This window comes from uncultured Pigmentiphaga sp. (assembly GCF_937950555.1).
Taxonomy (GTDB): domain Bacteria; phylum Pseudomonadota; class Gammaproteobacteria; order Burkholderiales; family Burkholderiaceae_B; genus Pigmentiphaga.
Genome location: NZ_CALFCW010000009.1, coordinates 1 through 20,290 on the forward strand (window position 1 = coordinate 1; position 20,290 = coordinate 20,290).

Annotated in this window: 17 protein-coding genes; 2 read left to right on the forward strand and 15 right to left on the reverse strand. The window is 66.0% G+C overall.

The window, feature by feature from the left end; all coding sequences use genetic code 11:
• Positions 1-43 precede the first annotated feature (43 nt).
• On the reverse strand, positions 44-931 hold the full coding sequence (locus Q0319_RS01005) for a phosphate ABC transporter substrate-binding protein (protein ID WP_299450289.1): 888 nt from the start codon (positions 929-931) through the stop codon (positions 44-46).
• Positions 928-1,809 carry an amidohydrolase family protein gene (locus Q0319_RS01010; RefSeq protein ID WP_299450291.1) on the reverse strand — a complete coding sequence of 294 codons (882 nt, stop codon included), beginning with the start codon at positions 1,807-1,809 and terminating at the stop codon, positions 928-930. Before Q0319_RS01010 ends, Q0319_RS01005 begins: the two co-directional genes overlap by 4 nt.
• 109 nt (positions 1,810-1,918) lie before the next feature.
• Here Q0319_RS01010 and Q0319_RS01015 point away from each other — a divergent pair, with 109 nt between their 5' ends.
• Positions 1,919-2,854 carry a LysR substrate-binding domain-containing protein gene (locus Q0319_RS01015; RefSeq protein WP_299450293.1) on the forward strand — a complete coding sequence of 312 codons (936 nt, stop codon included), beginning with the start codon at positions 1,919-1,921 and terminating at the stop codon, positions 2,852-2,854.
• Between the two features lie 23 nt (positions 2,855-2,877).
• Here Q0319_RS01015 and Q0319_RS01020 read toward each other — a convergent pair whose 3' ends face one another.
• Positions 2,878-3,840, reverse strand: a complete 963-nt coding sequence (locus tag Q0319_RS01020) for a M23 family metallopeptidase (RefSeq protein WP_299450296.1) — start codon at positions 3,838-3,840, stop codon at positions 2,878-2,880.
• Positions 3,841-3,930: 90 nt separating this feature from the next.
• Here Q0319_RS01020 and Q0319_RS01025 point away from each other — a divergent pair, with 90 nt between their 5' ends.
• Positions 3,931-4,452, forward strand: coding sequence for a DciA family protein (locus Q0319_RS01025; RefSeq protein WP_296464572.1), 522 nt, complete (start codon positions 3,931-3,933; stop codon positions 4,450-4,452).
• Positions 4,453-4,488: 36 nt separating this feature from the next.
• On the opposite strand, the gene lpxC is transcribed toward Q0319_RS01025, so the two are convergent.
• The 12 genes from lpxC to murF form a co-directional block, all read right to left on the reverse strand.
• Positions 4,489-5,412: a UDP-3-O-acyl-N-acetylglucosamine deacetylase gene (gene lpxC, locus Q0319_RS01030; RefSeq protein ID WP_296464569.1), complete on the reverse strand. Its 924-nt coding sequence runs from the start codon at positions 5,410-5,412 to the stop codon at positions 4,489-4,491.
• A 180-nt stretch (positions 5,413-5,592) separates the two neighbouring features.
• The gene (locus Q0319_RS01035; protein ID WP_296464566.1) at positions 5,593-6,096 is read right to left on the reverse strand and encodes a peroxiredoxin; all 504 of its coding nucleotides are present in this window, start codon (positions 6,094-6,096) and stop codon (positions 5,593-5,595) included.
• 253 nt (positions 6,097-6,349) lie between these two features.
• Positions 6,350-7,525, reverse strand: a complete 1,176-nt coding sequence (gene ftsZ / locus Q0319_RS01040; protein WP_296464563.1) for a cell division protein FtsZ — start codon at positions 7,523-7,525, stop codon at positions 6,350-6,352.
• 321 nt (positions 7,526-7,846) lie between these two features.
• Positions 7,847-9,079, reverse strand: a complete 1,233-nt coding sequence (gene ftsA, locus Q0319_RS01045) for a cell division protein FtsA (RefSeq protein ID WP_296464559.1) — start codon at positions 9,077-9,079, stop codon at positions 7,847-7,849.
• Positions 9,076-9,891 (reverse strand): cell division protein FtsQ/DivIB, encoded by an 816-nt coding sequence (locus tag Q0319_RS01050; protein ID WP_296464557.1) that lies wholly within the window; start codon positions 9,889-9,891, stop codon positions 9,076-9,078. Before Q0319_RS01050 ends, ftsA begins: the two co-directional genes overlap by 4 nt.
• 20 nt (positions 9,892-9,911) lie before the next feature.
• Entirely contained in the window at positions 9,912-10,856 is a 945-nt protein-coding gene (locus tag Q0319_RS01055) for a D-alanine--D-alanine ligase (protein ID WP_296464554.1), read from the reverse strand.
• The gene (gene murC / locus Q0319_RS01060; protein WP_296464551.1) at positions 10,853-12,292 is read right to left on the reverse strand and encodes a UDP-N-acetylmuramate--L-alanine ligase; all 1,440 of its coding nucleotides are present in this window, start codon (positions 12,290-12,292) and stop codon (positions 10,853-10,855) included. Before murC ends, Q0319_RS01055 begins: the two co-directional genes overlap by 4 nt.
• A gap of 5 nt (positions 12,293-12,297) precedes the next feature.
• The gene (gene murG, locus Q0319_RS01065; protein ID WP_296464549.1) at positions 12,298-13,419 is read right to left on the reverse strand and encodes an undecaprenyldiphospho-muramoylpentapeptide beta-N-acetylglucosaminyltransferase; all 1,122 of its coding nucleotides are present in this window, start codon (positions 13,417-13,419) and stop codon (positions 12,298-12,300) included.
• Positions 13,416-14,609 (reverse strand): putative lipid II flippase FtsW, encoded by a 1,194-nt coding sequence (ftsW, locus tag Q0319_RS01070; protein ID WP_296464546.1) that lies wholly within the window; start codon positions 14,607-14,609, stop codon positions 13,416-13,418. Before ftsW ends, murG begins: the two co-directional genes overlap by 4 nt.
• Before the next feature lies 1 nt (position 14,610).
• Positions 14,611-16,149 carry a UDP-N-acetylmuramoyl-L-alanine--D-glutamate ligase gene (gene murD / locus Q0319_RS01075; RefSeq protein ID WP_299450302.1) on the reverse strand — a complete coding sequence of 513 codons (1,539 nt, stop codon included), beginning with the start codon at positions 16,147-16,149 and terminating at the stop codon, positions 14,611-14,613.
• 28 nt (positions 16,150-16,177) lie between these two features.
• Positions 16,178-17,347, reverse strand: a complete 1,170-nt coding sequence (mraY, locus tag Q0319_RS01080) for a phospho-N-acetylmuramoyl-pentapeptide-transferase (protein ID WP_299450304.1) — start codon at positions 17,345-17,347, stop codon at positions 16,178-16,180.
• The gene (gene murF, locus Q0319_RS01085) at positions 17,337-20,279 is read right to left on the reverse strand and encodes a bifunctional UDP-N-acetylmuramoyl-L-alanyl-D-glutamate--2,6-diaminopimelate ligase MurE/UDP-N-acetylmuramoyl-tripeptide--D-alanyl-D-alanine ligase MurF (protein ID WP_299450317.1); all 2,943 of its coding nucleotides are present in this window, start codon (positions 20,277-20,279) and stop codon (positions 17,337-17,339) included. Before murF ends, mraY begins: the two co-directional genes overlap by 11 nt.
• Between the last annotated feature and the right edge of the window lie 11 nt (positions 20,280-20,290).

The following is a 20,290-nucleotide window of genomic DNA, read 5'->3' on the forward strand; positions in this document are numbered from 1 at the left end:
GCTCTTCCGATCTGTCATCACTTCTCCGGTCTCGGCCGGACGATCACAACACGCGGGTGACATCGTCGAACAATTCGTCGACGGCGTAACACTGCGGAATCAATCGCTGTTCATAGGCATAGCGCACGATGAGTTCGAGGGCGCGCCGGTTCGCGTCCACCCCGAAAGGCGTCAGGTCGGGGGAGGCGCTGCCACGCCGGGCCTCGGCCTTGCTTTCCTGCAACAGCCGGTAGATTTCCCGCACCACGTCGGGACGCTGCTCGCAGAGCGAACGGTCGATGGCCATCATGTGGTTGATCGGGACCATTCCATGCCGGGCGCCCCAGGCCGCCGCGGCCGCGTGCGGGTCAGGCAGCACCGGTGCCAGCCGGGGATCGTCAGGCAGATCCGTGCCGATGATCGCGGCGTCGAGCTCCCCGGCCAGCAGCATGTCCACCATCTTCTTGTCCTGCGGCGCGCGCGCCACGCCCGGCGGATCGGGAAACTCGGCCAGATGACCGTCTTCGAACGTCATCCACTGGATACCATCCAGGTCCACGCCATAGTCATCAGCCAGGATCCCCCGCACCCAGGTCACCGTGGTCTGGGCATAGGCACGGATGCCGATGCGCTTGCCCGCCAGCTCGGCCACGCGCAGGCGCCCCCGTTCGGCGTTGTAGACCAGGCAGTGATGCTGGTAGCGGCCGGCGCCGACCACAGCCGGCATGAGCACCAACGGCTTGCCGTACGCTTTGGCCTGGAGAAAAGTGACTAGCGCCAGTTCAGCCACCTCGAACGCATTTTCCCGGACCACGCGCTTGAATGCGCGGTTGGCCACCTTGACGGGATCGAATTCGAAGCTGACCAGCGGCGAGCCGATCGCCCCGCGCTTGAGGGCCAGCGTATTGGGATAGTCGCCCAGCAGGGTGCGCAGTTTCACGGCTTGCGTCATGCGTTTTCTCCTGCAGCGCCCAACGCGGGGTACAACGCCCGGGCGGTGCGGTGGAAAATCCACTCCCGCTCCTCGGCAGACAGACTGGCGGTTGCCTCCAGTGCTTCATCCAGCAAGGACGTCAGGCTGCCCCCCGAGGCCGGGAAGTTCGACCCCCATGCGATGCGATCAGCGCCGAACACTTCGATGACCTTGCGCAGGAAAGTGGCCTGTGTGGCGGCACCTTCCCTCGATTCGCGCACGTTGTGCGTCGTCAGCTTGAAAAAGAGATTGGCATGGCGCGCCAGCCGAAACAGATTCGCGGCGCTGGCGTACGGCGGGCCATCATCCAGGCGCGGGCGCGCAAAGTGGTCCAGCAGTACACGCACCTTCGGAAACCGCTCGAGGATGTTCTCCAGTTGCGGCAGCCCGTCGGCCCGCAGCTGCACGCATACGGGAATGTTCAATTCCTGCGCCCGTTCCCACGCGGGAAATCCGCGCGGATCGTCGAGCCGGGCACCGTGGTCGGCAGCCGTGTGCCCGGCGATGAAGACGCGCATCCCGTGCAGGCCGCGCCCGTGCCAATGGGTGATGCGTTCAGGCGCGTCGTCGTCCGTCAGGCCGATGGAATAGACCCCGATGAAGCGGTCGGGCCGCGCCGCCACGGAATCAGCAACGTACCGGTTGTCATGACCGTAGCAAGTGGACGCCTGGACCAGGGCCACCTTGTCGATGCCTGCTTCGTCCATGGCGCGGAGCATGGCCGGATACGTGACCGGCCGCTCGAGCGACCAGCCGGACTGCTTGCCGGCGAGCGGCGCGGGGGGATAGGCGTCGTGGTCGTCGGCAATGACGTGAGTATGAAGATCGATGATCGATGTGGGCTTGGGGAAAGTCACGTTGGCTCCTGATCGAAGCCCCCGATAATGCCCGGACAGATATAAGTAAACTACTTAAAAATACCGCACGCACCATAAGTATTTACTTATATATATAGATGGCCGTTCCATGGCACGACTCGACTGGTATATCCGGGCCAACCTCAAGCCCCGTCACCTCCAATTGCTGGTGGCGCTGGACGAACTGCGCAATCTGGGAAAAGTCGCGGCCAGCCTGAACATCACGCAGCCCGCCGTCTCCCTGGCGCTGGCCGAGCTGGAAAAGGGGCTGGGCTTCAAGCTGTTCGACCGCACGGCGCGCGGCGTGCAGCCCAACGCATATGGCGAATGCCTGATACGGCAGGCGCGCGTCATGCTCAATACGCTGGCACAGACGCGGGACGAGCTGCGCGCCTTGCTGTCCGGCGCTTCCGGACGCACCGCGCTGGGGGCGATGCCTGCCATGACCACGTCCCTGGTTCCGCTCGCGCTGGCCACGCTCAAGCGCAGCTCGCCCACGACGACGGTGCAGGTGACTGAAGGATCGATGGATACACTGCTGCCGGAACTGCGGCGCGGCAACCTCGATCTGCTGGTTGGCCGCCTCAGCAGCCGGCCGTCCACGGATTTCGCCGAGACAGTCCTGTTCGAGGGTTCGAGCCGGGTCGTGGTGGGCCGGGAGCATCCGATGGCCGGTGCCGCCACGGTGACCTGGCGCGACCTGGGCGACTATCCGTGGGTGCTGCCACCGGTGGCGTCGCTGCCGCGGGAACCGCTGGAGGCCGCGTTCGAGGACAACGACATCCCCATGCCGCGGGACTATATCGAAACGCTATCGATGCCAGTCATCGCCAGCTACCTGCAATCGACCCAGGCCGTGGGGCTCCTCTCCCCGGTGGCTGCCCGCCACTACTGCGATCTCGGCATGCTGGCCGTGCTGCCCCTGGAGCTGCCGCGGTTGTTGCGTCCCATCGGGCTGACCTGGAGCAAGCAGCGCGCGCTGTCGCCCGCTACCGAACTCTTGATGCAGTGCCTGCAAGAGGCGGCCGCCGAACTCAAGCCGTAGGAACAGCACCCGCCGAAGCGGCCCTAGTCCAGCGCTCCGTCTGGCGACGGCAACGTGACGACCTTGGAGAACTGCTCGACGGGCTTCTTGCCCGGGCCGTGGGCCAGGAAATTGTTGGGATTGACGGCCACGCCGCCCACCCGCACCTCGAAGTGCAGGTGCGAGCCCGTGGAACGCCCGGTGCTGCCGACCAGGGCAATGCGCTGCCCGCGCTTGACCAAGTCCCCGGGCTTGACCAGTAGCTTGGAGGCGTGGGCATAGCGGGTGACCAGGTCGTTGCCATGATCGATGTCGATCATGTAGCCGTATCCCCGGTGGTATTCCGCAACCTGCACCACGCCGCCGGCCGCCGCGACGATCGGCGTTCCGACCGGAGCCACGAAATCCACGCCCTCGTGCAGGGAGCGGGTGCCGGTGAAGGGATCGACGCGCCAACCGAAAGACGAACTGTTAAACCCTTGGGATACAGGCATCGCGGTGGGGGTCATGGCCTTGCGCACCGACAGCGTGGTGAGCTGGGCATCGAGCACGCTGAGGTAATCCGCCCGTTCCTTCAGCTGGGCCTCGAGCTTGTCGAGCTCCGAGCTCACGTCCTGCGGCGACATGGCTTGGGACGAAACCAGCAGGCCGCCTCGGCCGGGCACCCCCTTGGCGGAAAACGCGGGCGTCACGCCGGCCAATCCCGCCACCCGCTCGCCCAGGGCATCGAGCTGCATGAGCTTGGCCTGCATCTCGCCCACCCGCTTGGCGAGCAAGTTCAGGTGCTCCCGCATGACGGCCTGTTGACGGGCTTCCTCCCGCTTTTGCTGGGCCAACGTCGTTTCGCCATCCGGCGACTGAGAGAATCCGGATATCACGGCGTGCAGGAGCAGGGCTCCCATGACCACGACGGCAACGACTACCGCGATCATCCCAGCAATCAGCCTGGGGGTCAGCGTCAGCGTCCGGGCCTCGGACAGACGCGGATGCACTATGATGATCTGCACGGAACGTGCCTCCTGCAGTAAAGACGCGCCTTGCTCGGCGCCCCGTTTCCTTTTGATCAATCCCAATACTTCTGGGGTTTCGTCCTCGACATGTTTCGCAATCGACCCGCCAACCCGACGACCAGGCGGCGTAAACAGACCTACACCGATCCCGCGCAGGAGACCGCTGCGCTGGCATGCCTCGGGCGCGACGGCAAGGGAGCAAGCCTTTTGGGCACGGCCCGGCGCCTGATGGACTTGGAACGTTTGGTACGCGATACCCTTCCGGCCCCGCTGGGCGAGTCGTGCCACGTGCTTCGGTTCGAAGAGGGCAACCTGACCCTAGGTGTGCCTGCCGCGACGCATTCGGCCAAATTGCGCCAGTTGGCGCCCCGGCTGGTCGCAGCCTTGGAAAGGCAAGGCTGGCAGGTTAACGGAATCACCGTCCGCGTTCAAGCAACGCTTACCCGGCTGTCCGAGGGAGAACCCGCATCGGCGACGCCCCCGGCTCCGCCCCGCGAATTCTCCGAGCAGGCCCGGAAAGCCTTCGCGGAGCTCCATGGGCGGTTACGTGCCGGCCCGCTGGCCGATGCGGTGGCCAAACTGCTCAAGAACGAGCCCCCGCCCGGCTGACCGACGCGGGCCGAGCCTCCGCCCGCAATGGTGGGGTCAGGCCGTGACCCAGTCTTCGCGGAAGGCGAGCGGCGCGGCCGCCTTGGATTCGAAAGTCGCGATTTCCCAGGCGTCGCGCTGCGCCAGCAGCGTCCGCGCGAGCTGGTTGTTCAGGCCGTGGCCGGACTTGTGGGCCACGTAGCGCGCGATCAGCGGCTTGCCGACCAAGTAGAGATCCCCGATCGCGTCCAGGATCTTGTGCTTGACGAACTCGTCTTCGTAACGCAGGCCGTCGTTGTTCAAGACCCGGTATTCGTCCATCACGATCGCGTTGTCCAAGCTGCCGCCCCGGGCCAGGCCGGCGGCGCGCAGGTTCTCGACGTCCTGCATGAAACCGAAGGTCCGCGCCCGGGCGATTTCCTTGATGTAGGAATGCCGCGCGAAATCGATCTCGGCGAAATTGGAAGTGGCGTCGATGGCTGGATGGTGAAAATCGATGGAGAACGCGAGCGCGAACCCGTCATACGGTTCCAGCCGCGCCCACTTGGCCGAAGCCCCCTCGCCTTCCCGCACTTCGACGGGCTTCAAGACCCGGATGAACTCCTTGGGGGCGTTCTGCTCCTCGATGCCCGCCGATTGCAGCAAGAACACGAAGGTGCCAGCGCTCCCATCCATGATGGGGACTTCCTCGGCGGTGAGGTCTACGTGCAGGTTGTCGATGCCCAGGCCCGCGCAGGCGGACATCAGGTGCTCGACAGTCGATACGCGGACGTCCCCTTTCTGCAGCACTGATGCCATGCGGGTATCGCCAATGGCCATGGCCGAAGCGGGCAGGTCGACCGGCTCGGGAAAATCGATGCGATGGAAGACGATGCCCGTATTGACCGCGGCCGGACGCAGCGTGATTTCCACTCGCCGGCCGGAATGCAGTCCGACCCCGGTCGTGCGGGTGACGCTTCGTATGGTTCGCTGGCAAAGCATGGCGGCGAGGTATCCGGGTTAATACTATATTGTAGCGGCTCCGACCTAGGTCGGCGGCGGGAAACAGAACCGTCTCCCGCAAGAACCGCGCCTCCCATGGGCGGAGCACCCCTGGGGCACCGCCTAGGAAAGCAAGCCCGCCGCGGAGACAGCGGGGAAGCGACGTGACAGCGGCTAGATTTACAGCTGGTTGAGCAGCGTCTCGGCGTCGCTGACTTCGTATTTGCCGGGTGCCTCGATGTTCAGCAGCTTGACCACGCCATCGTCCAACAGCATGGAGTAACGCTGCGAGCGGATGCCCATGCCGCGCTCGGTCAGGTCCAGTTCCAGGCCCAATGCCTTAGTCCACTTGGCCGAACCGTCGGCCATCATGCGGATCTTGCCCTGGCTGCCCTGCTCCTTCGCCCACGCCCCCATGACGAAGGCATCGTTGGTGGCCACGCACCAGATCTCATCCACGCCTTTGGCCTTGAGCGCGTCGTGATGCTGCAGGTAACTGGGCACGTGCTTGGCCGAGCAAGTGGGCGTGAAGGCACCCGGCACGGCGAACACCGCAATCTTTTTGCCTTTGACCAGATCCGCCACCTGGAATGCGTTCGGCCCGAGCGAGCAGCCCTCGGTTTCTACCGCGATGAACTCGGTCAGGGTGCCATCGGGGACTCGATCGCCTACTTTGATGGTCATGGGAGGACTCCTTGTTATTTGGGTGAGAACGGGAAAGAAACACCGGAAAGGCAGTATAGGACGCGAACGCCCGTCCATGGACGACCAGCGGGCAAAAAAAGTGTCCGGCGGCAACCGTACCGCCTAACGCACCCCGGGCTTGAAAGCGAAAGTGCGGGGGGCACCGCAACGCCATGCCCGCCCGCACCTCCGCGGCCTAGTCCATTGGATGAACGACGACCGCGCCTCCGGTGGTCGTATCAGCCTTTCGCCTTCAGTCGGCTTGCTTGCGCAGGAACGCCGGGATGTCCAGGTGATCCATGCCCGAGCTTTCCAAGGCCTGCACGCGCATGGAAGCATCGCGCGGATTGCGGAAGACCGTGGGCGTGTCGTAGTCATGGTAGTTGGTGTTGCCAACCATGGCGTTGTAGGCGGGAACGTTGTCGGTTCCGGTGCGCAATTGGGGCATGGCATTCTGCACCAGTTGCGGCTTGACCTTATTGCGGCCCAGGCCCGTGGCGACCACGGTCACGCGCAGGTCTTCGCCCATCGCATCGTCATACGCCACGCCGAAGATCACGGTTGCATCTTCCGCGGCATAGCTGCGGATGGTGTCCATGATCTCGCGGGTTTCGCGCATCTTCAGCGAACGGCTCGCGGTGATGTTCACCAGCACGCCGCGGGCGCCGTTCAGGTCGATGCCCTCCAGCAGCGGGCACGCGATGGCCTGCTCGGCCGCCACGCGCGCGCGGTCCACGCCGCTCGCGATGGCCGTGCCCATCATGGCCTTGCCCTGCTCGCTCATGATCGTCTTGACGTCTTCGAAGTCGACGTTGACGTTACCGTCCACGTTGATGATCTCGGCGATGCCCGCGCAAGCGTTGTGCAGTACGTCGTCAGCGGCCTTGAAGCAGTCTTCCTGCGTCGCATCCTCGCCGAGCAGCTCGTACAGGTTTTCGTTGAGCACGACGATCAACGAATGCACGTGCTGCGACAGCGCCTCGATGCCTTCCTCGGCCATGCGCATGCGCTTGGCGCCTTCGAAATGAAAGGGCTTGGTCACCACGGCCACCGTCAGGATGCCGAGCTCCTTGGCGACTTCCGCCACCACTGGGCCGGCCCCCGTGCCGGTACCGCCGCCCATGCCCGCGGTGATAAACACCATGTGGGCGCCCTGCAGGGCATCACGGATTTCTTCGCGAGCGGTCTCGGCAGCGGCGCGCCCTTGCTCGGGCTTGGCGCCGGCGCCCAACCCGCTGCGGCCCAGACGGATCTGGACCGGCGCATTGGTGTGGGCGAGCGCCTGGGCGTCCGTGTTGGCGCAGATGAAGTCCACGCCTTGCACGCCACGGCGGATCATGTGAGCGACGGCATTACCGCCCGCGCCGCCCACGCCCACCACCTTGATGACCGTCCCGCGGGAATCGGTGTCTAGCATTTCGAATTTCATAGGAACCTCCGGAGTGTCTGGCGTTTTGGTGGCGGCTGGAAAATGTGAAATGTGAAATGTGATCGGGCTGAATCGACCAAGGACCCCGCCATGGGATCGCGCTTCACGTTTCACCTTCCCCGGTCACGCACCTCCTAGACTCAAAACAAAAAGAGTTGAAGACGAACTACAAAAAACAAAGAACTTGAACTGCCCCGGCCAGCTTGCGATGACCGGTACCGACCTACGCAACATGGTTCAAAGAACAGGCACTACTTCAAGAAAAACGTTGGACTCGAAGGACTGCACAGTGTCAAAGAACGTATGCGACGGGGCATCGCGTCAAAAATTCCCCAAAAACCACTCTTTCATACGAGCGAAAATCTGTGACACATTTCCCGTCTGCTGCGCCGCCTTGCGGCCGCGCATGCGCTGCATGCGGGCTTCGGCCAGCAAACCCATCACGGTGGAGAAGCGCGGGCTGCGAACCACGTCCGCCAGGCTGCCGGAATACTCGGGAACGCCCAGCCGCACGGGTTTCAGGAAAATGTCTTCCGCCAGCTCCACGATGCCTGGCATCTGCGACGTGCCGCCCGTCAGCACGATGCCCGACGACAGCAGCTCGTCGTAGCCCGACTCGCGGATCACCTGTTGCACGAAGGTGAACAACTCCTCCACGCGCGGCTCGATCACGGCACCCAGTGCCTGGCGCGACAGCTGGCGCGGCCCCCGGTCTCCCAGGCCAGGCACCTCGATGCGATCGTCCGGGCTGGCGAGCACCTGCTTGGCCACGCCATAGCGCAGCTTGATTTCTTCTGCATCGGGCGTGGGCGTGCGCAGCGCGGCGGCAATGTCGCCGGTGATCTGGTCGCCGGCGATGGGGATGACCGCGGTATGGCGTATCGCGCCGCCCGTAAAGATGGCGATGTCGGTCGTGCCGCCCCCGATGTCCACGAGCGCCACGCCCAGCTCCTTCTCGTCCGGGGTCAGGCAGGCAAGGCTCGAGGCGAGGGGCTGCAGTATCAGGTCCTGCACTTCCAGGCCGCAGCGGCGCACGCACTTGACGATGTTCTGCGCCGCGCTGACCGCCCCCGTGACGATGTGCACGCGCACTTCCAGGCGGATGCCGCTCATCCCTATCGGCTCACGGATGTCTTCCTGCCCGTCGACGATGAATTCCTGCGTCAGCACGTGGAGGACTTGCTGGTCGGTCGGGATGTTGATCGCCTTGGCCGTTTCGATGACGCGTGCCACGTCGGCGGCGGTGACTTCCTTGTCTTTGATCGCCACCATGCCGCTGGAATTGAAGCTGCGGATGTGGCTACCGGCAATGCCCGTGAACACGTCGCGGATCTTGCAGTCGGCCATGAGCTCGGCCTCCTCCAGCGCCCGCTGGATGGAGTTCACCGTGGTTTCGATGTTGACGACCACGCCCTTGCGCATGCCGCGCGACTCATGCTGCCCCAGACCGAGCACTTCGAAGCGCCCCTCAGGCAGCATCTCGGCCACCACCGCCACCACTTTGCTGGTGCCGATGTCGAGGGCCACGATCAGATCCTTGGTTTCACGAGTCATGGTCTTTTTCGGTTAGGTTGCATGGTTGATGCAGGTTTCCTGGTAAGGGAGTCGGCGCCGCCGGCCGGCTTGGCGGTGGTGACCGCGAACCCGTTCGGATAGCGCAGGTCCGCGTGCTCCACGCGGCCGATGCGCGCTTCGATGACAGGGATCGCCTGCACGAAGCGCTGCACGCGCGCCTCGAGCGAAGCCGTCTCGCCGCCCGGCGCCGTGGTCGGCTCGCGCCCCAGGTCGATCACGGCGCCGTTCGAGAGCTGCACTTGCCACGCATAGCGCGGCGTGAGCACGACTCGTCGCGGTTCGAGCTTGACCGGCGCGAACCAACGCAGCAGTTCCGCATAGCGCTGGGCCACGAGCTTCTCCGAGCCGTCCGGCCCGCCGAATACCGGCAGCTCCCGGTCGTCCTCGGCTTCGCCCAAATTGGCGGTGAACGACTCGCCGTACGTATTCAGCAGCCGGTTCTCGTTCCATATCCCGAGCGTCTGATGCTCCTGGATGGTCACGACCAGCGAATGGGGCCACTGCCGCCGCACGGAGGCCTGGCGCACCCAAGGCACGGTCTCGAACACCTGCCGGACCTGCTCCAGGTCCGCAGTAAAAAAGTTGCCCATCAGCCGGCCGGAGATGGTGGCGTGCACGCTCGCCGGCGTCACGTGCTGGAGCGTGCCGTCCTCGGCTTCGATCCATATCGCCTGCAATGCGAACACCGGCCGCTGCGCCAGCCACACCAGCGCGCACGCCCCCAGCACCATCGCCGCGGCGAGGTACAGGGTATTGGCGATCAGGTTCAGGGTTCGGGCGTCGTTCCACACAGAGTGTCCGATTCAAGCGCTTACGAAGGCCGGCCGGAAATCTTGCAGCGTGCACCCCGCAGGATTTCCACGCACAAGGCTTCGTAGCTCATGCCGCTGGCGGCGGCCGCCATGGGCACCAGGGAATGGCCGGTCATGCCGGGCGATGTATTGACCTCCAACAAATACGGTTGATTATCGGCATCGAGCATCACGTCGACGCGCCCCCATCCCTCGCATCCCAGCGCGCGGTACGCCGCCTCGCTGATCTCCTGGACGCGGCGCGTCACGTCCTCGGGCAGCGGAGCCGGGCACAGATAGCGGGTATCGTCCGTAAAGTATTTGTGTTCGTAGTCGTAATTGCCTTCGGGGGCCACGATCTCCACCACGGGCAATGCGCGCGCCTGCGCACCCGAGCCGAGGATGGCCACCGTCAGCTCGCGCCCTTGCACGAACGCCTCGGCCAACACCTGCTCGTCGTACTCGGCCGCGAGCTCGTAGGCGGCACGCATGGCGTCCCCGTCTTCCACCTTGGTCACGCCTATGGTGGAGCCTTCGTGGGGCGGCTTGACGATCAAGGGCAGCCCGAGCTTGGCGGCAACCGCCAACAGGTCGCTTTGCCGATCCAGTACTTCGAAGCGGGGCGTGGGCAGTCCTTCGTTCATCCAGATGCGCTTGGTCATGGTCTTGTCCATGGCCAGTGCAGAGGCAAGCGGCCCGCTGCCGGTATAAGGCACCTTCAGCAATTCAAGCGCGCCTTGCATGGTTCCGTCTTCGCCATAGCGGCCGTGCAGCGCGATGAATACCCGGTCGAAACGCTCTTCGGCGAGCTCCGCCAGCGAACGCACGCCCGTATCGAAAAGATGCGCGTCGACGCCGGCGCTGCGCAACGCCTGGTGCACGCCGGTGCCGGACATGATGGACACCTCGCGCTCGGCGGATTTGCCGCCGTACAAAACTCCGACTTTGCCAAACTGCGCGCTCATTGATGTGTCCTTTCCTGATTCGATGTCGCGGCGAACATTGCCCCGATCCTGGCCGGCATGTTGCCGATGGAGCCGGCGCCCATGGTGATGACGACGTCGCCGTCGCGCGCGAAATCGACGATGGCCTGCGGCATGTCGGCGATGTCCTCGACGAACACCGGCTCGACCCGTCCCGCCACGCGCACGGCACGAGCCAGGGACCGTCCGTCCGCCGCCACGATGGGCGGCTCGCCGGCCGCATACACCTCCGCCAGCAATAACGCGTCGGCCGTTCCCAGCACTTTGACGAAATCCTCGAAGCAATCCCGTGTGCGTGTGTAACGATGCGGCTGGAAAGCCAACACGATGCGCTGATTGGGATACGCGCCACGGGCGGCGGCAAGCGTGGCCGCCATTTCCACCGGATGGTGTCCGTAGTCGTCGATCAGCGTGAAGCTCCCCCCGCCGTGTTCGGCCGAGACGGGGAACACGCCCACGTGCGTGAAGCGCCGGTTCACGCCATGGAAGGACGACAGCGCTTCGCGTATCGCGTCATCGGATACGCCCAGCTCGGTGGCAACCGCGATGGCGGCCAGTGCGTTACGCACGTTGTGCTCGCCGGGCAGATTCAGCACGATGTCCAGCGGGGGCAGTTCCACTTGCCGGTCGCGCCTCAGGGCGGTGAAGCACATGCGCGGCCCGTCCGCGCGCACGTCCACGGCCCGCACTTGCGCATCGGCGCCCAGGCCGTAAGTCGTTACCGGGCGCGACACGAAAGGCAGGATCTCCCTCACGTTGGCGTCGTCGATGCACAGGACTGCCGTGCCGTAGAACGGCATGCGCTGCGTGAATTCGACGAATGCGCTCTTGAGCCGTGCGAAGTCGTGGCCGTATGTGTCCATGTGATCCGCATCGATGTTCGTGATAACCGACATGACGGGCAACAGATTCAGGAACGACGCATCCGATTCGTCGGCCTCCACCACGATGAATTCGCCCTGCCCCAGCTTGGCGTTGGCGCCCGCGGAGTTGAGCCGGCCGCCGATGACGAAGGTCGGGTCCAGGCCTCCCGCCGCCAGCACGCTGGCGATCAGGCTGGTCGTCGTTGTCTTGCCGTGGGTGCCCGCCACCGCGATGCCGCGCTTCAGGCGCATCAGCTCGGCCAGCATGACGGCGCGCGGCACCACCGGGATGCGCTTGTTGCGGGCCGCGATCACCTCCGGATTGTTGCCAGCCACCGCCGTGGAGGTGACGATGGCGTCCGCGCCCTCGATGTTTTCGGCGCTGTGCCCCTGCATGATGCGGGCGCCCAGCGCAGCCAGGCGGCGGGTCGTCGCGGTGTCGGCGAGGTCGGAACCACTGATGCGGTAGCCCAGGTTGAGCAGCACCTCTGCGATGCCGCTCATGCCCGAGCCCCCGATGCCGACGAAATGGATGTTCCTGATTCGATGTCTCATGATGTTCAGCGTCGCACCGCCGCCTCGCAAATGTCTGCGATCCGCTCCGTCGCGTGCGGATGCGCGAGCGCTCGCGCGCGGGCCGCAGTTTCGGCCAATTCGGCCCGGTTGCGTTGGCGCAGCCAACCGGCTAGCCATGCAGCCGTCAAGGCCGACTGCGGCTGCAGCCATCCGGCCTGCGCATCGCTCAAATACTTCGCATTGGTCGTCTGGTGATCGTCCACCGCGTGCGGGAACGGGACGAACAGCGCGGCGACCCCCGCCGCGCAGACTTCGGCCACCGTCATCGCGCCCGAACGGCAGATCACCAGGTCCGCATCGGCATAAGCGCTTGCCATGTCGGCGATGAACGCCCGGCAGTCCGCCTCGACGCCTGCAGAGGCATAAGCCGCCCGCAGTGCTTCGATGTGTTTTTCGCCGGCCTGGTGCACCACCTGCGGCCTTTGGTCCGGCGGCAAGGCGGCCACGGCCCGCGGCACGACCTCGTTGAGCGCCTGTGCGCCCAGGCTGCCGCCCACGACCAGCAGGCGCAATGGCCCCTGGCGGCCGGCGAAGCGCTCCTCGGGCGGTGCCACCGCGGCCACTTCCGGGCGCACGGGGTTGCCGGTCAACTCGCCCGGCAGCGCACCGGGGAATGCCGTCAACACCCGGTTCGCCCACCGCGCCAGCACGCGGTTGGTCATGCCGGCGACGGAATTCTGTTCGTGCACCACCAGCGGCGTGCCGAGCAGGCGCGCCATCAGGCCGCCGGGCAGGGCCACATACCCGCCCATGCCGAGCACCACGTCCGGCCGGTACCGGCGCAGGCCGCTCCATGCCTGCGCGGCTGCCCTCGCCAAGGTGAAGGGGAGTTTGAGCAACGTGGCGGGACCCTTGCCACGCACGCCGGAAAAACGCACCGGCGCGATGGGAATGCCATGCTGGGGAACGAGCCGCCCTTCCATGGCGTCGGGATTGCCCATCCACACGACGTTCCAGCCACGGGCCCGCAGTGCGCCGGCCACGGCAAGCCCGGGCATGATGTGCCCGCCGGTCCCGCCGGCCATCACCATGAGCGTGCGGGACGCGGCGGCCAGCGTCCGCGCTTCTTCCTGTACACGCTTGGCCTGCAGCGGAAGAGCGTTCATAGGCGCCCTCCCCGCATCAGTATCCGGTTCTCGTAATCCACGCGCATCAGCACGGCGAGCGCGGCCAAGCTGGCGATGATGCTGGAGCCGCCGAAGCTCATGAACGGCAGCGTCAGCCCCTTGGTGGGCAAGAGGCCGAGGTTGACGCCCATGTTGATCAGCGCCTGCACGCCTATCCACAAGGCCACCCCTTTGGCCACGAGGCCGCTGAACACCCGGTCCATGGCGATCGCCTGGCGCCCGATCTCGAAGCCGCGGCGCACGATGACGAAGAAGAGCAGGATGACGGCCAATACGCCCACGAAGCCCAGCTCCTCGCCGATGACGGCAAGCAGGAAATCGGTGTGGGCTTCCGGCAGATAGTGCAGCTTTTCCACGCTGGCGCCCAGGCCGACGCCGAACCATTCGCCCCGCCCGAAAGCGATCAGGGAATGCGACAACTGATAGGCCTTGCCGAGCGCGTTGGCTTCGGACCACGGGTCGAGATAGGCGAACAGCCGCTCGCGGCGCCACGGTGCGGCCCAGATCAGCAACAGGAAGGTCGACACCAGCACGGCCGTCAGGCCGCCGAACAACTTGCCGTTGATGCCGCCGAGGAACAAGATGCCCATCGAGATCGCGACGATGACGACGAATGCACCGAGGTCCGGCTCTAGCAGCAACAGTACCCCGGTGGTTGCCATGGCCGCGGCCATGGGCAGGAAGCCTCGCACGAAATTCTGCATGTAAGCCTGCTTGCGCACCGTGTAATCGGCTGCGTAGACCAGCACCGCCAGCTTCATCAGTTCGGAAGGCTGGAAGTTGACGAAGCCCAAGGGCAGCCAACGGTGCGAGCCGTTCACTTCCTTGCCGATGCCAGGGATGAGCACCAATATCAGCAGCAGCAACGCGCCGCCGAAAATGGTCATGGAAAACTTCTGCCACACGTCCATGCGGATCGTGAACGTGGCGGCGGCCACGATGACGCCGAGCGCCAGATAAGCCGCGTGGCGGATGAGGAAGTGATAGTTGCCGTAGTTCGCGAACTTGGGGGAATCGGGCAGCGCGACGGACGCCGAATACACCATGACCAGGCCGAGCAGCAGCAAGGCGATCGCGGATGCCACGAGCGCCGCATCGTAGTTCAGCATGCGCGTGCGGCTCGGCCGCACGGCATTGACGCTTCCGGTCAGTTCGGAGAACAGGCTCACCTCACACCTCCCCCCGGTCCGCCGCGAGCGTGTGCACGGCGTCGACGAACACGTCGGCACGATGCTTGTAGTCGCGGAACATGTCGAAACTTGCGCAGGCCGGCGAGAGCAAGACGGCATCGCCCGGCTCGGCGCGATCCAGGGCTGCCGTCACGGCCGCCGCCATGTCCTCGCACTGGACCAGCGGCACGCCCGCGCTGCCCAGCGCCTCGGCCATGGCCGGCGCGTCCCGCCCGATCAGCACCACGGCGCGGGCGTGCAGCGCCGCGGCACGGGCCAGCGGCGAGAAATCCTGCCCTTTGCCCACGCCGCCCGCTATGAGCACGCAGCGCTGCCCAAGCCCCTCCAGGGCTGCCACGGTAGCGCCGACGTTGGTGCCCTTGCTGTCGTCATAGAAGTCCACGCCCGCGATGCTGCGCACGAACTCCACGCGGTGCGGCTCGCCGCGATACTCGCCCAGCGCCCGCAGCAGCGGCGCCCACGGCAGCCCCAAGCTGCGGGCCAAGAGCAACGCTGCCTGGGCGTTCAAGGCGTTGTGCATGCCGCGTATGTGCAGTGCATCGACCGGCATCAGGCGGTTCAGGCGCCCTTGGGGCCGCGTCACGGGCACCCCTTTCTTGCGCTTGGCGGGAGGCGACTCGAAGTCGTCCGGCGCAGATTCGGCGAGCCATGCGACGCCATGGCTGTGATCCAGGCCGAGGTCGCCCGTCGAGACCGGCGCGTCGCGCCCAAAACTGCGGACATGCTCGCCATCCAAGCGCTCGACCATCTTCGCCACGGCAGGATCGTCCCGGTTGACAATGGCTACGGCCGAGGCAGCCAAGAGCTTGGCCTTGGCCGCGCCATAGGCTTGCATGTCGCCGTGCCAATCCAGGTGGTCCTGGGTGAGGTTCAACACGACGCCGGCATGGGGTTTGAGCGAGTGCGTCGTTTCCAGCTGGAAGCTGGAGAGCTCCAGCACCCAGACCTCCGGCAGCCTGTCCTCTTCCAGCGCCGCCATCAAAGCGGTCAACGCAGCCGGACCGATGTTGCCGGCCACGCCCACGGAGCGGCCCGCGGCCTCGATGAGGCGGCCGGCCAGCGCGGACACCGTCGTCTTGCCGTTGGTGCCGGTCACGGCAAGCACGTGCGGGGAGTAGGCACGCGTGACCGAAAGATCCGCGAGCGCCTGCGCGAACAGCTCGATCTCACCGATCACCGGTATGCCGCGCTCGCGTGCGGCCTCGACGAGTTCGCGTGCCGGCGCCGAGCGGGGCGACAGCCCCGGGCTGATCACCACCCGTTCGATGCCATCAAGCAGTTCCGGATCAAAACTCGGTTCGCCGTCGCGCTCGCGCAGCGCCGCGCCCCCCAAGCGAAACTCCGCGTGCTGCGCGACCTCGCGCAGCGCGTCGACCCCTGCCGGCGCGGCGCGCGAATCGACCACGCGCATCCGCCCACCGGACCGGGCGCACCAGCGCACGACGGCCGAGCCCGTTTCCCCCAGGCCCAGGACCAGGGTGAACGGCGCTTGCGCGACGGACTCGACAGGGGCTTCCATGTTCAACGATACGCCTGACACTTGACGATTAACGCAACTTCAACGTCGCCAGCCCGATCAGCACCAGCATCATGGTGATGATCCAGAACCGGACGACGACCTGGGTTTCTTTCCAGCCGCTGACCTCGAAATGGTGATGCAGCGGCGCCATCTTGAATATGCGCCGGCCCTCGCCGTAACGCTTCTTGGTGTACTTGAACCAACTCACCTGCAAGATGACCGACAGGGTCTCCACCACGAACACACCGCCCATGATGAAGAGCACGATCTCCTGCCGCACGATCACGGCGATCGTCCCGAGCGCGCCGCCGAGTGCGAGCGCGCCCACGTCGCCCATGAACACCTGCGCGGGGTAGGCGTTGAACCACAGGAACGCCAGCCCTGCGCCACCGATCGCGGCGCAGATCACCATGAGCTCCGAAGCGCCCGGGATGTACGGGAAGAGCAGGTACTTGGAGTAGTCCACGCGGCCGACCACGTATGCGAATACGCCGAGCGCCGTTCCCACCAGCACGGTGGGCATGATGGCCAGCCCGTCGAGGCCGTCGGTGAGGTTCACCGCATTGCTGCTTCCGACGATTACGGCCCAAGTCAGTGCGATGAAGCCGATCACGCCCAAGGGATAGCTCACGCTCTTGAAGAACGGCACGATGAGGTCGGCGCGCTCGGGGAGGTGATAACCGAAGCCGCCCGTGACCCAGTCCACCAGCAGCTTCCATGTCCCGGCGGCATCGGGAGCCGATATGGCGAACGCCAGGTAAACCGATGCCACCAGCCCAATCAGCGTCTGCCAGAAAAACTTCTCGAGCGCCGGCATCCCTTCTGGATCGCGGCGCACCACCTTGCGGTAGTCGTCAGACCACCCTATCCAGCCGAAGCCGAACGTCACCAGCAGCACGACCCAGACGAAGCGGTTGCTCCAGTCGGCCCACAGCAGCGTGGAAACGCCGATGGCGATGAGGATGAGCGCCCCGCCCATGGTGGGCGTGCCATTCTTGATCAGGTGCGATTCTGGGCCGTAGCTGCGCACGGCCTGGCCGATCTTGAGCGCCGTCAACTTGCGGATGACCGCCGGCCCGGAGATCAGTCCGATGAGCAACGCCGTCGCGCACGCAAGCACTGCGCGCAGCGTGATGTAGTTGAACACCGAGAAAGCCCGGTAGTCCTCGGACAACCATTGGGCCAGTTCAAGCAGCATGCTTATTACCAATAGAAGAATGATCCGACGAGCGGCCGGCCTGCAATGCCTGCACCACCCGCTCCATGCGCATGAAGCGCGAGCCCTTCACCAATACGGATGCCGGCTGAATCGCCATGACGGCCGAAGCCAGCTGCTCGACCCCATCCGCATGCAAACTGCCGCTGCCAAACGCCTGCGCGGTGGCGCGGGTCGCCTCGCCCAGGGCGAATAGCGCATCGATGCCCCGCTCTTTCGCGTAGGCCCCGACTTCCGCGTGCATGGCCGGCCCCTGGTCTCCCACCTCTCCCATGTCACCCAACACGAGGGCGCGCGGCCCGGGCAGGGAGGCCAGCACGTCGATCGCAGCTCGCACCGAATCGGGGTTGGCGTTGTACGTATCGTCGATCAGCAGTGCACCGCCGGGCAGGCGATGGCGCTGCATGCGTCCCTTGACCGGCGCAAAATCCGCCAGGCCGCGGGCGACGTGCGGCAGGTCCACGCCCGCGCCGAGCGCGCACGCAGCCGCGGCGAGGGCATTGCGCACGTTGTGCATGCCGGCTGCCGCCAAGGTGACCTCAGCCTCGCCATCCGGCGTGCAGAGCACGAAACGGGTCGCGAAAGGCTCGGGGCGAATATCCCGCGCGCTGACCTCGACGTCTCCGACCAGGCCGAAACGCAGGCACCGCCGGGAGCCCGCGAGCTCGGCCCAGATCGAGGTGTAGGCGTCGTCGCCGGGGAACACTGCCACACCGTCGGCAGCGAGCGCCGAGATGACGGCTCCGTTCTCGCGTGCAACTGCCTCCACGGTGTGCATGAATTCCTGATGCTCACGTTGGGCATTGTTCACGAGCGCCACCGTAGGCGCGGCGATGCGCGCCAACTCGGCAATCTCCCCGGGGTGATTCATGCCCAGCTCGACCACGGCGCTGCGATGGGCGTCGCGCAGCCGCATGATCGTGAGCGGGACCCCGATGTCGTTGTTCAAATTGCCTTGCGTGGCAAGGCGCTGCGGCTCGCCGTAGCGCGCCGCGAAAATCGCGGCGATCATTTCCTTGGTGGTCGTCTTGCCGTTGCTACCGGTCACGCCCACCACCGGAATCGAAAAACGGCTGCGCCATGCGGCCGCCAAGTCGCCTAGCGCCCGGCGGGTGTCGGCCACCACGACCTGCGGCAGGCCTGCGTCCTGCACGGGGCGCTGCACCACCGCCGCGACGGCTCCCGCCTCACCTGCGGCCCGCACGTACGCGTGACCATCGAAGCGCTCGCCGCTCAACGCCACGAACAGCTCGCCCGGCGTAACGTTGCGGGAATCGGTGCCGACGCCGCTGAATACGACGCCGTCGGCACCGGCATTCCCGTGCACCACGCCGCGCATGGCACGGGCGGCGTCAGCCAGCGTCATCAAGCCAGTCTCGACGGGATCGGCGCAATACGCAGCCAAGGCCAGCGCCGCCTGTTCGACGTCCGAGAATGGATGGCGCACGCCCCCGACTTCCTGATAGGACTCATGCCCCTTGCCCGCCAGCAGGATCACGTCCTCCGGACGGGCGCGGCGCACGGCGTCGCGGATGGCGCGCGCCCGGTCCGGGTCGGACGACACCGCTCGCCCCGCCGGCACGCCCGCCAGGATCTGGTCGATGATGGACTGGGGCAACTCGCTGCGGGGGTTGTCGCTGGTCACCACCACGATATCGGCATGCTCGCACGCCGCCTGCGCCATCTGCGGGCGCTTGCCTGGATCGCGGTCGCCGCCGCATCCGAACACGCAGATCCGGCGTCCGCCGCGGGCTTGGGCGACGGGCGCCAACGCTTCCAGCGCGCGTGCCAGGGCATCCGGTGTGTGCGCATAATCAACGACCACCAACGGTCCGCCCTCACCCGGAAGGCGTCCCGGGGCTGCCACGGCCTGCAGCCGGCCCGGAGCCGGTTGGGCCGACGACAGCGCCGCCGATACGCGCTGCACGCTCCAGCCCAGCTCCAAGAGCACACCCCCCACCGCCAATAGATTGGACACGTTGTGGGCGCCGAGCAGCGGCGTCGAGATCTGCACCGACTGCCCTTGCCACGTCAGCGTGAACACCATCCCATGGCTGGTGGCGTGCAGGTCGGAGGCCACGAGCGCGCGCCCGCCCTCGTCGGCCGGAACATCCCCGAGGGCATATTCGGTCAGTGCCGCCGGCGTACCGCGCGCGCGCAGTGCTTGGATCAACCGCCTGCCCGCCTCGTCGTCGCGGTTCACGACGGCGGCGGATACGCCTTCCCACGCAAAGAGCTTGGCCTTTTCCGCCTCATAGGCCGCCATGTCGCCGTGGTAGTCGAGATGATCGCGCGTCAGATTGGTAAACACGGCGATGTCGATGTGCAAGCCGTCGAGGCGGCCTTCGGCGATACCGATGGAAGACGCCTCGATGGCAACTGCCTCCACCCCGTCGCGCCGCATGTCGGCCAGGGCGCGATGCAGCGCCACGGCGTCGGGCGTGGTCAGGCCGGTAGACAGTGAGCGCGAGCCGCCGTCTGCGCCCGGTATTTGTATGCCCAGCGTTCCGATGGCGCCGCAGGGCATGCCCCCTTCCGTCAAGGCACGGGCGATCCACTGCGCGCAGGAGGTCTTGCCGTTGGTACCGGTCACGGCGATGACGCGCATCTCGCGCGAAGGCTCGCCGTACCAGCCCGAGGCAATGGCGCCAAGCGCGGGCTTGAGGCCAGCTGCCGGCAAACCCGGAACGCCTTTATCCGCCAGGGTCTGCAAGAGCACCGCGGTCCGCCCGGGGTCCACGTCGTCGAAGACGATCGCGCCAGCGCCGCGCTCGAGCGCCTGGCCAATGAAATCGCGGCCGTCGCTGCGCGCACCGACATAAGCGAGGAAAACGTCGCCCGCCTGCACCGCCCGGGAATCCAGGCGCAGGTGCGAGCCCGGCGAGGCGCGGCCGTGCAGCCAGTCAAGGACCATGGAGGCAGTAG